A 14,300-nucleotide genomic window follows, 5' to 3' on the forward strand; every position below is an offset into this window, starting at 1 on the left:
TTTCAAAATTGATAAGATATAGCTTTAAATCATTTTATTCTAAAGTCTTTCATACAGTTCTTGCATTTGCACATCATCGGGAACTAGTTTTAAATAAGTTTGGGCTTTGACTTTTGCTTCTTCAAAATATCCCAATTCACGCAAGAGATAAATATAGTGTTCCAAAAACTCTGGATTGTCCTTCAAATCTCCTGCTAACTCTTGGTAATGCTCATAGGCAGTATCCAAATCGTCCATTTCTTGATAAGAGCGAGCAATCATCCACTTGGTCAAAAGATTTTCTGGCTCTTCGCTCTGCAAGTCTAGAATATCCTCATAACGCTCCTGCTCTAGATAAATAGTTGCCAAACGAAGCAAGATTTCTTCCGTATCCTCAGCGTCTTCTTTTGCAGTAAGGAGATAGTTTTCTGCCCCACTAGCATCATGCAATTCATAAGAGAATTGTGAAGCTACTAACAAGAGTCTTGTTTCAAAAGGATTTTTCTCCAAGCCTTGCTTAGCGATACGCAGGGCTTCTGCAACTTGATGTTCCTTATGTAAGGCCTGACTATACCCATACTCATATCCTTCAAAGTCAGGAGAAATAGTATCAAGCTGCTTAAAGTAGAGGACGGCCTTTTGGTATTCTTCTTGATCAAAGTAAAGACTGGCCAACTCAAAAGCTGTTAGATCATCGTATTCTAACTCTAGGGCTTTTTCTAAAAACTCTGTGGCCGTTTCAAATTTCCCTAACTGAGCATAGGCAAAGCCAATCCGTTGATAGGTAGAAATGCCTGTTTGCTCATATATCGTGCGATTATCTAACTGGGCATAGCCTTGAATAGCTTCTTGGTAATTTTCCAACTCACTATCCAACTCTGCCAATCCTAATATCAAGAGAGGGTCATCTGAATAAGTCAAGGCCTCTAACAATTTCTCACGAGCCACATCCGTCAAACCTTCCAGCTGGTAGAGGTCTGCCTTCAGAGCCAAAGCAGAAACATACCAGTCACTGTCAGCTTGGATTTCCTCTAGGTAAGCAAAAGCTTCTTCGATTTGACCATCTTCGCTAGCAATGGCTGCTAGATTAAGATGAACCTCTGGAAAATCCTCTACAATTTTCAGGTAAATTTCCTTGGCCTGAGGATAAAAACCAATTCCTTCTAGATAGGTTGCTAACTCATAAAGAAGTTCACTTGGATCATTTTCTAAAGCTTTGACGAAATAGTACTCCGCCTTGGTTAAATCTTGTTCCTCCAAAGCCAGTAACATCTGCTGACTATTGTTCACTCTTGACTTCCTCTCCCTCTAGTTCATATAGGCCACTAACTACCTTATACCATTCAAAAATGGCTGAAATGACAACCTTAGCAGAGGCATAAACCGGAATACCGAGTAAGACTCCCCAAATACCAAACATGGATCCTGAAGTTAACAAGACAAAGAGAACATTAATAGGATGGATGTTTAATTGACTTCCTAAAATCAGTGGCGAAACAAAACGGCCTTCAATAGTTTGTTCTACGATAAAGACAATCACCACTTTTAAAAGCATGACTGGCCCAGCAATCAAGCCCAATACTAGGGCAGGAAGCATGGCCAAGAAACTACCAAGATAAGGAACCAGATTTAAAATACCAGCAGTAACACCAAGCGTAACCGCATAGCGTAAACCGATAATCTTGAAGAAAATAATAAACATTACTGCTACAATAATAGCTACTGTTACTTGCCCCCGAACATAGTTAGACAACTGTTGATTCACGTCTGATAGAACTTGTCCAACAGGTTCTTTCAATTTAGTTGGCATGAATTGGGTTAAATAGTTACGCAAGCCTTTCCCATCACGCAAGAGATAAAAGAGCATGAAAGGAACGATAATCAAGGCAACAATCACTTGAGAAGCCCCGCTAATAAAGGCGCTCACCCAATTGACTGCCTGAGATGAAACCTTACTTGCCCAAACTGTAGCCTGACTAGAAAAATTGGTCAAAACTTGCTCTAATTGAGGTCTGAAATCATCTGGCAAACGCTTGGTGACCAAATCATTAATAACTCTGTCTGCATCTTCGAGATAGATTGGTACATTTCTTGCAAATGTTAAGACCTGACGCTGCAGATTTGGAATAGCGACTGCCAATCCCCAAATGATAAAGATGGCGATAATCACAAAGACAATACTGATTGCGATGACACGATTAACCTTATGCTTCTCCAACCAATCAACAATAGGATTCAGTAAATAGTATAGTAAACCAGATAGAATGACTGGCAACATCACAACTGCTAAAAAGTCTAAAACAGGTGAAAACAGAAAACTAATCTTACTTAAAATAAAAAGATTGAGTCCCAATAATAAGGTTACCAAAAATACCGTAATGGCCTTGTTATCCAAAAACCACTTGAAAAACCAAGATAGGCTAAAATGTTTCTCTTTTTGCTCCATAAATACTTCCTTTCTATCGTTCTCTCATTATACCATTTTTAAATCAAAATAACTCTTTTTTAAAGTGCTTACATGGAGACAGCGACATAAAAAATCCCCTCAAAAGAGGAGATTCGATTAGTCTTGAATATGACGGTCTAAGTTCTTCTGATAATCTGCGTTTGATTTGGCTTTTTCTTCAGCAAATTTCTTGCGGAACTCATCCATTTCTTTAGTCGTGACAATCTTATCCTGAAGTTTAAGATATTTATAGCTAAGTTCACCAGTCTTATCACCTACCCAGCCATCTGCACCAGTACCTAGAACTTTCTTCGTTACGAGCATTTGGGCACCGTTTGACTGTGCAGGAATAACCAAGGCACTGTCTGTTAACCAAGCTTGAGCTTTTGCATATTTAGAATATCGTTTTTCAAGATCTGTTTTCTCACTATTAGCATCCGTGATTAACTCTTTAAACTTATCTAACCCAACCGCTTTGATTGCTGGACTGTCTTTACCTGGTACTACACCTAGGGAACCAAGAAGATTTGGTCCAGATGTTGGATCAAATATATCTAGATAAGTTGATGGATCTGCGTAATCAGGCCCCCATCCACTATTTGCATTAATATCCCAGTCAGTATTGGTATTAGAAGTAGCTAGAACCGTCATACTTGCCAATTCATCATCAGAAACTTGTTGAATATCAACTACAACATTATCTGATCCAAGAGCTTCCTCGATAGATTGTTTATAAGATTGATATTGACGCACAAACTGTGGACGAGTAGAAGATACTGGAATATCTAAATGAATAGGGAACTGTACTCCATCAGCTTGAAGAGTTTTCTTGGCAGCTTCCAATTTAGCTTTAGCCTTATCTACATTATGAAGTGAATCCTGGGCATCATCAAGACTGACATCTCTCCATACACCATCTAATTTATCCAATTCTGCCTTAGCTACTTGCCCAAATGACTGCTCTCCTACTTGTACAAATGTTGGAGGTATTAAACTTGTACGTAATTTACGCGGTGCTACTTCGTCCCCAAATACTTGAGAGATTCCTGCTTTACGATCTGTAGCAAAAGCCAAAGCTTGACGGAAATCTTTGTTCAGCAAGGCCTTCTTAGTAGATGTTTTTTCTGCATCACTTGTTTTAGCGGTGTGATTGTAAGCAACACGGTCAATATTAGTCGAAATATAGAAAGTAGTTCCTTGTTGTTGACTATAAATAATATTATCTTTGTATTTTTCTTTTAGCCGTTCATAGTTAGCAGAGTTTTTAAAGAGAGGTGCTGCAGGATAATTTCCTTCATCAAAACCACGTCCAAGAGAGTCAGCATCTTGACCATCAAAGAATGATAATTTGATATCATCAATAAAGACATTTTGTTTATCCCAATAATTTTGGTTTTTGGTCATTTCAATAGAAGATTTAGATGTAAGACCTGTGAGAAGATAAGCCCCATTGTATAGAATGCTTGTTACATCAGTCGCCTTACCAAAGTCATCTCCTTTAGAAGCTAAAAAGTCTTCGCTAACAGGAGCAAGAATTCCCATTGTTGTTTTCGAATTCCAGAATGATTCTGGATGGTTTAAAGTATAGACTACAGTATAATCGTCTGTTGCTTTTACACCAACAGTAGAAAAATCCGTTGTTTTCCCATTTACATAGTCATCCAATCCTTTAATAGAATCCTGTACAAGATAAAGTGCTTCTGATTTCTTGTCAGCTGCGTGTTTTAGACCAGTCACAAAATCCTGAGCCTTAACTTCTCCATATTCTTCGCCTTCATTGGTATACCACTTGATACCCTTACGAATTTTATAGGTATAAGTCAAACCATCTTTGGAAACAGTCCAATCTTCTGCAACTGATGGTACTAGATTCCCGTATTGATCATTTTCCAGTAGTCCATCAATGACATTACCAGTAATCTGTTTTGTAGAATTTTGCCCAGAAACTGTATAATCCAGACTCGCAGGATCTGATGAAAATACATAGGCATAAGTAACTGGTTTAGTTGCTTCTTTATTCCCATTACCAGATGAACAAGCTGCTAGAACAGCTGCTGAGAGTACAGCAACTCCAGCTGCTAAGAAGACACGTTTTTCCATAAAAAACTCCTTTGCAATTTATATAGGATTATTATAGCACTTTTCAAAAGGAAATCAACACAAAACTAAGTCAAATTTAATATTTTGTTATATTTTTTTATGTCTTATAGAGTTCCTCCAACTACAATTTTTATGATATAATAGTCTTATCTTTATTATAGAGGTAAAGTTATGAAAGAAACTGTTTATTTTGGAACTTACACACGTCGTACTTCCCAAGGGATTTACAAGGCAGACTTTGATACAGAAACTGGGCAGCTTTCAAATCTAGAACTTTTTGCAGCTGAACCAAGCCCAACCTACCTTGTCTTTGACCAACACCAACATTTATACACTGTTGGTAGTCAAGACGATAAGGGGGGGATTGCAGCCTATCAAACTGACGGGACTTTATTAAATCATGTCGTCGAAGAAGGAGCCCCCCACTGTTATGTTGCCGTTGATGAAAAGCGTGATTTGGTGTACGCGGCAAACTACCACAAAGGGCAGGTTCTTGTTTATAAACGTCAGGAAGACGGCAGACTTCTACTTAGTGATGTAGATCAACACAGTGGCCAAGGTCCACATGAAAACCAAGCATCTCCCCACGTTCACTTTACAAACTTAACACCTGACCACTATCTAGTGACCTGTGATTTGGGTACTGACCAAGTCATCACTTATGACCTTGATCAAGAAGGGAAATTATCTAAGCTCTATACCTACCATAGCCAGCCAGGAGCTGGTTCTCGCCATATCATTTTCCATAATCACTATAAAATCGCTTATCTGATTTGTGAACTCAATAGCACTATCGAAGTTTTAATCTACGATGGTGTTGGCGAATTTGAACGCATGCAGGTCATTTCAACGCTACCAGACGGTTATGAAAGCTTTAATGGAACTGCTGCTATTCGTCTCTCTAAAGACGGTAAATACCTCTACGCTTCTAACCGTGGCCATGATTCTATCGCAGTATATACAATTCTTGCAGACGGTAGTCTAGAGTTGTTAGAAATCGTTCCAACACACGGTCAGACTCCACGTGATTTTGATTTGACACCAGACCAAGAATTCCTTATTGCTGTCCATCAAGACTCTGACAATGCAACCATCTTTAAACGCAATCCTGAAACTGGTCGTCTAGCAGAACTTTCTAACGACTTCCATGTACCAGAAGCAGTCTGCATCCGTTTTGCTCCTTAAGAAAACATAAAAAATGAACTTGGTAACTCAAGTTCATTTTTTCTTATAGTCTTTTTCCGACATTGATACGATTAATAGCACGTTGCAAAGCAATCTTAGCACGACGCTCTTGGTCAATCAAGTGTTTTTCGTGGGCTTCTTCGATTTCGCGCTCCGCACGAAGCTTGGCACGTTCTGCACGGCTAACATCGATATCACGAGCACGTTCTGCAGAATCAGCAACGATTGTGATGGTATTATTGGCAATTTCAATAACGCCTCCGTTTACTGCAATCCAGTTCACGTGATCTTCATCATCAATACGTTTTACCTTTACTTCATCAACTGCTAAAACCGCAATCATATTTTCATGTCGTGGCAAGATCCCCATCTCACCATCCAGAGTTCGAACTGATACATAGCTGGCATGGTGATCATAGACGAGACCATCTGGTGTCACGATCTGGACAGTTAACTGAGCCATAGATCACCTCTTAAAATCCCATTTTTTCAGCTTTTGCAATCACATCTTCGATAGAACCTACACCACGGAAGGCATCTTCTGGTAACTGGTCATGTTTACCATCCAGGATTTCCTTAAAGCCACGAACAGTTTCAGCAACTGGGACATAAGAACCTGGCTGACCAGTAAATTGTTCCGCAACGTTGAAGTTTTGTGACAAGAAGAACTGGATACGACGGGCACGAGCAACCAAGGTCTTTTCTTCATCAGAAAGCTCATCCATACCAAGGATAGCAATGATATCTTGCAATTCATGGTAACGTTGAAGAACGCGTTTTACTTCAGCAGCAACTGCATAGTGCTCTTCTCCAACGATTTCAGGTGCCAAGGCACGTGAGCTTGAAGCAAGTGGGTCAACGGCTGGGTAGATACCCAATTGTACCAGCTTACGTTCCAAGTTTGTTGTTGAATCCAAGTGAGCGAAGGCTGTTGCTGGCGCTGGGTCAGTATAGTCATCCGCTGGCACATAGATAGCCTGGATAGAGGTTACAGAACCCTTCTTGGTTGATGTGATACGTTCTTGCAATTGACCCATTTCCGTAGCAAGTGTTGGTTGATAACCAACGGCTGATGGCATACGACCCAAAAGGGCAGATACTTCTGAACCAGCCTGAGTGAAACGGAAGATATTATCGATAAAGAGAAGCACGTCTTGGCCTTCTACATCACGGAAGTATTCAGCGATTGTCAAACCAGTAAGGGCAACACGCATACGTGCTCCTGGTGGCTCATTCATCTGACCAAATACCATGGCTGTTTTCTCGATAACACCTGATTCTTTCATTTCCCAGTAAAGGTCATTCCCCTCACGAGTACGTTCCCCAACACCAGTAAATACTGAGATACCACCATGTTCTTGGGCAATGTTGTGAATCAACTCTTGGATCAAAACGGTTTTACCAACTCCGGCACCACCGAAAAGTCCAACCTTACCACCTTTAAGGTAAGGGGCAAGAAGGTCGATAACCTTAATCCCTGTTTCAAGGATTTCAGAAGAGGTAGACAACTCATCAAAAGTTGGAGCTTTTTTATGAATTGGCTGACGCTCTGCATCTTCTGTAAAAGGAGCTTCCAAGTCAATGGTATCTCCCAAAACGTTGAAGACACGTCCCAAAGTTTCTTTACCTACTGGTACAGAGATTGGACGACCTGTGTCCAATACTTCCATTCCACGAGTCAAACCATCTGTTGATTCCATGGCGATAGTACGAACCATACCATCTCCCAACTCCAAGGCTACTTCAAGGACGATTTTTGTTTTTCTTTCGTCATTTTTGTAGACGACAAGTGCATTGTTAATCTCAGGAAGTTTTTCCCCTGCTGCAAACAAGACGTCTACAACGGGTCCGATAACCTGAGCAATTTTACCTGAACTCATCTCCTTCTCCTATTCTATATAAGATACTGTCGGTCCCTAGTGCTACTAGGTCCTAATACTCTTCGAAAATCTCTTCAAACCACGTCAGCTCTATCTGCAACCTCAAAACAGTGTTTTGAGCAGCCTGCGGCTAACTTCCTAGTTTGCTCTTTGATTTTCATTGAGTATAAGTTCATTTCATACGAGCTGGACTAGTGCCTATTCTAAGGCACTAGCTCCTGCTACGATTTCTGTAATTTCTTGTGTAATCGCCGCCTGTCTGGCACGGTTATACTGAATTGTCAAATCATTAATGACTTTCTTAGCATTATCAGTCGCTGTTTGCATGGCTGTCATACCGGCAGCATTTTCAGCTGTCTTAGCATCGATAATGGCACCGTAAATCATACTTTCTGCAAACTGAGGCAATAACTGCTCCAGAATTTCTTCTCGGCTGGTTTCCAATTCAAAAGTCAAGCTGTACTCTTCATCCGCTTCATTTGGATCCAAGTCAACAATCGGAAGCATTTGTTCCACACGCATTTGACTGGTTAGCGTATTGACATGGTGGTTGTAGCAGACATAGAGTTCATCAAAAAGTTCATTTTGGTACATTTCAACAGTTTTTGAAATAATCTTACGGACTTCATCAAAGCTAGGTTGGTCTGCCAAGCCACGTAGTTCATAAAGTGGTTGAATACCACGAGCCTTAAAGAAATCAGCTCCCATTCCACCGATACAGATCATTTCAAAACCTTTACCGTCTGGATGGTATTCTTCTTTCAACTCCATAACGGCTTTCAGAATAGAGGAATTATAACCTCCAACCAAACCGCGGTCTGAAGTGATGACGATATAGCCTGTCTTCTTCACTGGACGACTAATCAACATCGGATTGGTAGAGCCACCAGAACCATTACCATGAAGGATATCTGTCAAGAGCTTGCGAACTTTTTGAGCGTATACTTGGAAGTTACGAGCAGCTTCTTCAGAACGACCTAACTTAGCAGCTGATACCATTTGCATGGCATTAGTGATTTGACTCGTATTTTTTGTTGAGGCGATTTTTGTTTTAATATCATTTAGAGATACTGCCATCTGACACCTCTATTCTTATTGGAAGCTGGTTTGATTGAGAAACTCTGTAATCGCAGCATCCAAGACTGCTTCTTCTGGCAAGTCTTTTGTATCACGAATGGTTTCCAAAATCTCTGGATGTTGAGCGTCAAAGAAGGCATGGAACTCTTCCTCGAAACGAACAATGTCATCTACTGGAACAGTATCCAAGAAACCATGTGTCAAAGCATAAAGAATGGTTACTTGTTTCTCAACAGGTAATGGTTTGTGAACAGGTTGTTTCAAGACCTCAACGGTACGACGTCCACGATTCAACTTAGCTTGTGTTGCCGCATCCAAGTCAGAACCAAACTTAGTGAAGGCTTCCAACTCACGGTATGAAGCAAGGTCGATACGAAGAGTACCGGCAACCTTCTTCATGGCTTTGATTTGTGCAGAACCACCTACACGAGATACAGATGAACCCGCATCGATGGCTGGACGAATACCCGCATTGAAGAGACCATCACCAAGGAAGATTTGTCCATCAGTGATTGAAATCACGTTGGTTGCAATATAGGCTGAGATATCTCCTGCTTGTGTCTCGATAAATGGTAGGGCTGTAATTGATCCACCCCCAAGTTCATCAGAAACTTTAGCTGAGCGCTCAAGCAAACGGCTGTGAAGGTAGAAAACATCCCCTGGGAAGGCTTCACGACCTGGAGGACGACGAAGCAAGAGAGAGAGTTCACGATAAGCTACCGCTTGTTTTGAAAGATCATCATAAACAATCAAAACATGCTTACCTTGGTACATAAATTCTTCCGCCATGGCAACCCCAGCATAAGGAGCTAGGAAAAGCAATGGAGATGGTTGTGAAGCAGAGGCTGTTACAACGATTGTGTAGTCCAAGGCACCGTACTGACGTAGTGTTTCTACTTGAGTACGAACTGTTGATTCTTTTTGTCCAATCGCTACGTAGATACAGATCATATCTTGACCTTTTTGGTTCAAGATTGTATCAATCGCAATGGTTGTTTTCCCTGTCTGACGGTCACCGATAATCAACTCACGTTGACCACGACCAATCGGTACAAGGGCGTCAATAGCTTTCAAACCAGTTTGCAATGGTTCTGATACAGACTTACGTTGCATAACACCAGGAGCTGGCGCTTCTACTGGACGAGTTTTATCAGTGTGGATTTCTCCAAGACCGTCAACTGGACGACCGAGTGGATCCACAACACGACCAATCAGACTTTCACCTACTGGGACTTCCATGATTTTCCCTGTACGGCGGATTGTATCGCCTTCACGGATATCTGTAAAGTCACCTAGGATGATAATACCAACGTCTGTTGACTCCAAGTTTTGAGCCATACCATAAGAGCCATTTTCAAAAATCAACAACTCTCCACTCATGGCATTTTCAAGGCCGTGAGCACGCGCGATACCGTCCCCGATATAGGTTACAACACCTGTTTCAGTCACATCAAAATTGGGTTTGAAATTTTCAATTTGTTGCTTAATTAAAGCGCTGATTTCTTGTGCGTTAATTGCCAAAAGAACACCACTTTCTATTTCAAATTTTCTTTAACAACTTTAAGTTGTTGTTTAATACTCACATCAATTGTCTTGTGATTGGCAAAAATGACAAAACCACCAATGAGACTTTCATCGATTTGTTCTTTTACACTCCTTACTTTCAGAGACATTTTTTTCTCAATCAAAGGGAGCAAGCGACTCTTCTGTTCATCTGTTAAAGGATGAGCAGAAGTAATCGTCACTTCAAATCGATTTGTTTCTTTTTCAAGTCGGTTCAAACAATCTACAAGCACATCATAAAAAAGATTTGCTCTGTGATTGTATGCCAGAACCTGGATCAAGTTTTGCAATAAAGGTGACACAGAGTCTTGGAAGAAAGCAATTATTTTTTCCTTGTCAGACTCGTCTACTGCCACTTTTTTTAAAAAAGAAGGTAAACCTGTTTCTTCAGCAACTTGCTTGATTTGAGTCAAGTCTGAAAAAATACGGTCTTCTTCTCCTTTTTCAAGTACCAATTGGACAAAAGGCATGCTGTATTTTTCAATTACCTTTACTGTTTTCTTGTCCATTAAGCTTCTCCTAGCTGAACGATATACTGATCAATGAGTTCTTTATGGGCATGACCATCAAGGTTTTGTGAGATGATTTTACCAGCCAAGCTGATTGTCAAATCTGCTACCTCACCCTTAACGCTTTGTAAAGCTTCAGCTTTGTTTTGAGCAATTTCTTGGTTTGCTTTTTCTTTTAAGCGTCCTGCTTCTAGTTTAGCATCTGCTAAAATACTAGCCTTACTTTTCTCAGCTGTTTCTTTCGCATTCTCAATGATTGTCTTAGCTTCTTTACGGCTACCAGCCAATTCATCTTCGCGTTTTTGAGCCAATACTTCCGCTTTTTGACGTGCTTCTTCAGCTCTGTCAATATCTGAAGCAATTTTTTCAGCTCTTTCTTCGAAAATGCCTGTAATATTAGACCATGCAAATTTTTTAATCAAGACTAGCAAAAGGATAAAAGAGCCAGCGATTAAAATAAAATTACCAATTAATTCACCTACTGTTACGTGCATCAGTTACTCCTTTCTACTCTTCATCATTAATTTTATTTCCTAGGTACATAGAGGATAATAGTGTAAAGACATAGGCCTGTACACAAGAAATGAACACGGAAAATGCAGTCCAAACTAAGTTTGTCCCAAATGCGATTGGATACCAAAAAATAGCCTGATGTGAAAGTAAAAGAAGCAAGCTTGTCATTACTTCACCTGCAAAGATATTCCCAAAAATCCGCAAAGCAAGAGAAAGGAAATTCGTGACCTCTTCAAGTAGATTCATCGGTGTCATAAATGCAGGAGTTACAAAACCTTTTAGGTATTGTTTAATCCCACGACGACGAATCCCCTCAATGTGCGCCATCACAATAATACAGAAAGACAAGACAAGGTCAAATGAAAGATTTGCAGTTGGCGATGTCCAAAGATTTGTCCCATCTGTTGTTTGAAGTTTAGCCATCAAACCAAGATTATTGGCGATAACCATAAAAAGAAATAAGCATAAGTAAAAGAGTGAGTAATCTTTCATGTAGTGGGAACCAAGGTTAGGTTCTGTAAATCCAATTACAAAATCATAGAGATACTCTAGTACATTTTGTTTACCTTTGGGTTTCAATGTCATATTACGACTTGCCCAATAGATAAATGCAAAAATCAGAAACACAGACAGCAAAGTCAAGGCTGTCAAAGTTAAATCAAAGGTAACAGGACCAATATTGATGGTTGGATTGATACTTTCTTCCATCTAACATTCTCCCTTCTCCAATTTATATTTCGTTATTTAATAATAAATGAGAAGACAAGAGTTACGAAGAAAGTTCCTTCAATAAAGGCAACCCCTAAAAACATCAAGCTACGAAACTCAGCGATAATATCTGGTTGGCGAGCTACTGATTTCAACAAACCATTCATCAACATACCCTCACCAAGAGACACACCCATACAGGCAAGACATAGACCAAAAAATGTTAAATTCATGACGAATTCTCCTTTTAATTAAAATTTACTTACTTAGTTTAGTCCTAAAAATTGGATTTGTCAACTTTTTTATAACGTTGAAAGCGTTTAATGAAAATTATTTACAATATTACTATTTTTGAGTCTATTATATAGAAAACTTTGTAAAAAACTTGTAATAAATCCAACTATTATCGAGACCTTTCTGAAAAATGCTGAAAAGAGGCTGGGTGAAAAAGCTGGAAAATCAAAAAACTGTATAGTATAAAGTATTGAAAAACTTGATACTATACGGTTTATTATAGGAATATTTACTTCATTTTCTCTTGGAGTTGAGTTTTCCCCCACTTCAAAACTAGATGATTTGCTATTTAAAATAGCATTCCTTATGATTTTGGCAACCTGGATTAAAGCGAGAAAAACAAAAGGGGCAACTTAAGCTTTCTTTATATTGCTTATATGTCAGTAGTTTTAAACAAACACCACATAAAATAGGCTTATCCTGTGTCAAAGATAAGGGATAGGGCTCAAAAGGGTGATTTTCTAATGAATCATGACACCGATAACAAGCATAGTACTTTTTACAGTCATAGCATTGTAAAGCAATAATATCCAATTTGCTATGATAATGAATACATCTTGTTTGCTTATCTACTAAGAAACCCTGTGCCTCTGTCATTTCCTGTTCCTTTCTTAAGCTCGAACTGTGACACTGGTTCCGTCTTCTTTATAGAGATTGATGAGTCCCTCTTTAAGAGCTCGAACCATGTCTCCTGCTTGAACAGGTTGAGGCACCTTAATAGTCAATAGTTCCATTGGATTTGGAGCGCGGTCAATCTTATTTCCTTTAGCATCGTGCAAATCTTCGATGTAAGTTTCAAAATGACGGAAACCTGGGCCATAAAACTCAACTTGGTCACCTTCGTTAATAACGTTCCGTTGACGAATGGTTGCTGTTTGTGTCGCATCATCATAAGAAACCACTTCAGCGACAAACTTGTACTCAGGAATTTTACGACGAGCACCGAACAGCTGCTCATTTTCAGATGGTGTACCGTAGTAGAAACCTGTTGCTAATTCACGTTGGGCAACCTTCCACATCTCGTCCACCAAGTCTTGTTTGATTGCTTCAAACTTTTCAGGACTTTCAAGATATGCATCCACAGCTGCCTTGTAGCAGTTGGTCACTGTTGATACATAGTGAATAGACTTCATACGTCCTTCAATCTTAAGACTGTCCACTCCATTTTCAATCATATCTGGAATATGGTCAATCATAGACATATCAACGGCTGACATTGAAAATTCTTCAGGAATTTCACCCTTCAAACTCTTGCGTTCTTTCCCAAATGGCATATCGTAAAGGTCGTACTTCCAACGGCAAGACTGAGAGCATCCACCACGGTTGGCATCACGCATACTCATGTGGTTAGAAAGGGTACAACGACCAGAGTAAGAAATACACATGGCTCCGTGGACAAAGGCTTCAATCTCAACATCTGTGCGTTTGCGAATTTCAGCTAGTTCTTCCATTGAAACCTCACGCGCCAAAACGACACGAGTTAAGCCTAGCTCTTTCCAGAACTCAAGAGTTTCATAGTTAGTCGCACTTGCTTGGGTAGAGAGGTGGATTTCAAGACCTGGTGCTTCAGTCGCTGCAATCATAATCAAGGCTGGGTCAGACACGATAACTGCTGCAATGCCGATATCACGCAGTTTACGGAACCACTCACCAGCTCCCTCTTCATTCCCTTCGTGCATCACCATGTTGGCAGCCACATAAACCTTGGCACCATACTTGGCTGCAAACTGCACGCCTTCTTCCATCTGTTCAAAGGTAAAGTTACCTGCACGGCTACGAAGACCATAGGCCTGACCACCGATAAAGACAGCATCTGCCCCATACTGAACAGCTACTTTTAGCTTCTCTAAAGTCCCTGCAGGTGATAAAACCTCAGGACGTTTTAATGTTTTTGTCATGTTTTCTCCTATTTGCAATATAAAAGTTTGACGTTTTTCCTTCTCATTTTATAGTAAATAAGTGATAAAATCAAGCCTAGACAGATTGTTTTGACAATTCTAATCTTTTAAGCTGTACATCATGACTGATAAACTGTCGAAAATTAAC

Annotated in this window: 14 protein-coding genes; 1 reads left to right on the forward strand and 13 read right to left on the reverse strand. The window is 39.9% G+C overall.

The window, feature by feature from the left end:
- Positions 1–39 precede the first annotated feature (39 nt).
- The 3 genes from RWO85_RS03425 to RWO85_RS03435 all read right to left on the reverse strand — a co-directional run bounded on the left by RWO85_RS03425 (position 40) and on the right by RWO85_RS03435 (position 4,525).
- Positions 40–1,269: a tetratricopeptide repeat protein gene (locus RWO85_RS03425; protein ID WP_314414038.1), complete on the reverse strand. Its 1,230-nt coding sequence runs from the start codon at positions 1,267–1,269 to the stop codon at positions 40–42.
- Entirely contained in the window at positions 1,259–2,425 is a 1,167-nt protein-coding gene (locus RWO85_RS03430; protein WP_314414040.1) for an AI-2E family transporter, read from the reverse strand. The genes RWO85_RS03425 and RWO85_RS03430 overlap by 11 nt, the downstream gene beginning before the upstream one ends.
- Positions 2,426–2,542: 117 nt before the next feature.
- Positions 2,543–4,525, reverse strand: coding sequence for a peptide ABC transporter substrate-binding protein (locus RWO85_RS03435; protein ID WP_314414041.1), 1,983 nt, complete (start codon positions 4,523–4,525; stop codon positions 2,543–2,545).
- Between the two features lie 171 nt (positions 4,526–4,696).
- Between RWO85_RS03435 and RWO85_RS03440 the strand changes: the two genes are divergently transcribed.
- On the forward strand, positions 4,697–5,710 hold the full coding sequence (locus RWO85_RS03440; protein ID WP_314414042.1) for a lactonase family protein: 1,014 nt from the start codon (positions 4,697–4,699) through the stop codon (positions 5,708–5,710).
- A gap of 43 nt (positions 5,711–5,753) precedes the next feature.
- Here the strand turns inward: RWO85_RS03440 and RWO85_RS03445 are convergent, their stop codons facing one another.
- From RWO85_RS03445 to RWO85_RS03490, 10 genes are all read right to left on the reverse strand, one after another.
- The gene (locus RWO85_RS03445) at positions 5,754–6,173 is read right to left on the reverse strand and encodes a F0F1 ATP synthase subunit epsilon (RefSeq protein ID WP_000068045.1); all 420 of its coding nucleotides are present in this window, start codon (positions 6,171–6,173) and stop codon (positions 5,754–5,756) included.
- A gap of 10 nt (positions 6,174–6,183) precedes the next feature.
- On the reverse strand, positions 6,184–7,590 hold the full coding sequence (gene atpD, locus RWO85_RS03450; RefSeq protein ID WP_000094358.1) for a F0F1 ATP synthase subunit beta: 1,407 nt from the start codon (positions 7,588–7,590) through the stop codon (positions 6,184–6,186).
- A 198-nt stretch (positions 7,591–7,788) separates the two neighbouring features.
- Complete coding sequence (locus RWO85_RS03455; RefSeq protein WP_261086922.1) at positions 7,789–8,667, reverse strand: F0F1 ATP synthase subunit gamma; 879 nt, start codon at positions 8,665–8,667, stop codon at positions 7,789–7,791.
- A 15-nt stretch (positions 8,668–8,682) separates the two neighbouring features.
- Positions 8,683–10,188: a F0F1 ATP synthase subunit alpha gene (gene atpA, locus RWO85_RS03460; RefSeq protein WP_000996629.1), complete on the reverse strand. Its 1,506-nt coding sequence runs from the start codon at positions 10,186–10,188 to the stop codon at positions 8,683–8,685.
- A gap of 14 nt (positions 10,189–10,202) precedes the next feature.
- Positions 10,203–10,739 (reverse strand): F0F1 ATP synthase subunit delta, encoded by a 537-nt coding sequence (locus RWO85_RS03465; RefSeq protein WP_314414044.1) that lies wholly within the window; start codon positions 10,737–10,739, stop codon positions 10,203–10,205.
- Entirely contained in the window at positions 10,739–11,233 is a 495-nt protein-coding gene (gene atpF / locus RWO85_RS03470; protein WP_314414046.1) for a F0F1 ATP synthase subunit B, read from the reverse strand. The genes RWO85_RS03465 and atpF overlap by 1 nt, the downstream gene beginning before the upstream one ends.
- A gap of 13 nt (positions 11,234–11,246) precedes the next feature.
- The gene (atpB, locus tag RWO85_RS03475) at positions 11,247–11,960 is read right to left on the reverse strand and encodes a F0F1 ATP synthase subunit A (protein WP_000392863.1); all 714 of its coding nucleotides are present in this window, start codon (positions 11,958–11,960) and stop codon (positions 11,247–11,249) included.
- A 32-nt stretch (positions 11,961–11,992) separates the two neighbouring features.
- Positions 11,993–12,193: a F0F1 ATP synthase subunit C gene (locus tag RWO85_RS03480; protein WP_001054559.1), complete on the reverse strand. Its 201-nt coding sequence runs from the start codon at positions 12,191–12,193 to the stop codon at positions 11,993–11,995.
- Between the two features lie 346 nt (positions 12,194–12,539).
- Positions 12,540–12,851 carry a CHY zinc finger protein gene (locus RWO85_RS03485; RefSeq protein ID WP_314414047.1) on the reverse strand — a complete coding sequence of 104 codons (312 nt, stop codon included), beginning with the start codon at positions 12,849–12,851 and terminating at the stop codon, positions 12,540–12,542.
- A gap of 14 nt (positions 12,852–12,865) precedes the next feature.
- Positions 12,866–14,152: a U32 family peptidase gene (locus RWO85_RS03490; RefSeq protein WP_102210931.1), complete on the reverse strand. Its 1,287-nt coding sequence runs from the start codon at positions 14,150–14,152 to the stop codon at positions 12,866–12,868.
- Between the last annotated feature and the right edge of the window lie 148 nt (positions 14,153–14,300).

This window comes from uncultured Streptococcus sp. (genome assembly GCF_963521865.1).
Classification (GTDB): Bacteria; Bacillota; Bacilli; order Lactobacillales; family Streptococcaceae; genus Streptococcus.

What these genes read in the sequence shown, in the direction of transcription:
- RWO85_RS03430 (WP_314414040.1), bottom strand. Translation starts at nt 2,425, where the DNA reads ATGGAGCAAAAAGAGAAACATTTTAGCCTATCTTGGTTTTTCAAGTGG.
- RWO85_RS03435 (WP_314414041.1), bottom strand. Translation starts at nt 4,525, where the DNA reads ATGGAAAAACGTGTCTTCTTAGCAGCTGGAGTTGCTGTACTCTCAGCA.
- RWO85_RS03440 (WP_314414042.1), top strand. Translation starts at nt 4,697, where the DNA reads ATGAAAGAAACTGTTTATTTTGGAACTTACACACGTCGTACTTCCCAA.
- RWO85_RS03445 (WP_000068045.1), bottom strand. Translation starts at nt 6,173, where the DNA reads ATGGCTCAGTTAACTGTCCAGATCGTGACACCAGATGGTCTCGTCTAT.
- atpD (WP_000094358.1), bottom strand. Translation starts at nt 7,590, where the DNA reads ATGAGTTCAGGTAAAATTGCTCAGGTTATCGGACCCGTTGTAGACGTC.
- RWO85_RS03455 (WP_261086922.1), bottom strand. Translation starts at nt 8,667, where the DNA reads ATGGCAGTATCTCTAAATGATATTAAAACAAAAATCGCCTCAACAAAA.
- RWO85_RS03465 (WP_314414044.1), bottom strand. Translation starts at nt 10,739, where the DNA reads ATGGACAAGAAAACAGTAAAGGTAATTGAAAAATACAGCATGCCTTTT.
- atpF (WP_314414046.1), bottom strand. Translation starts at nt 11,233, where the DNA reads ATGCACGTAACAGTAGGTGAATTAATTGGTAATTTTATTTTAATCGCT.
- atpB (WP_000392863.1), bottom strand. Translation starts at nt 11,960, where the DNA reads ATGGAAGAAAGTATCAATCCAACCATCAATATTGGTCCTGTTACCTTT.
- RWO85_RS03480 (WP_001054559.1), bottom strand. Translation starts at nt 12,193, where the DNA reads ATGAATTTAACATTTTTTGGTCTATGTCTTGCCTGTATGGGTGTGTCT.
- RWO85_RS03485 (WP_314414047.1), bottom strand. Translation starts at nt 12,851, where the DNA reads ATGACAGAGGCACAGGGTTTCTTAGTAGATAAGCAAACAAGATGTATT.
- RWO85_RS03490 (WP_102210931.1), bottom strand. Translation starts at nt 14,152, where the DNA reads ATGACAAAAACATTAAAACGTCCTGAGGTTTTATCACCTGCAGGGACT.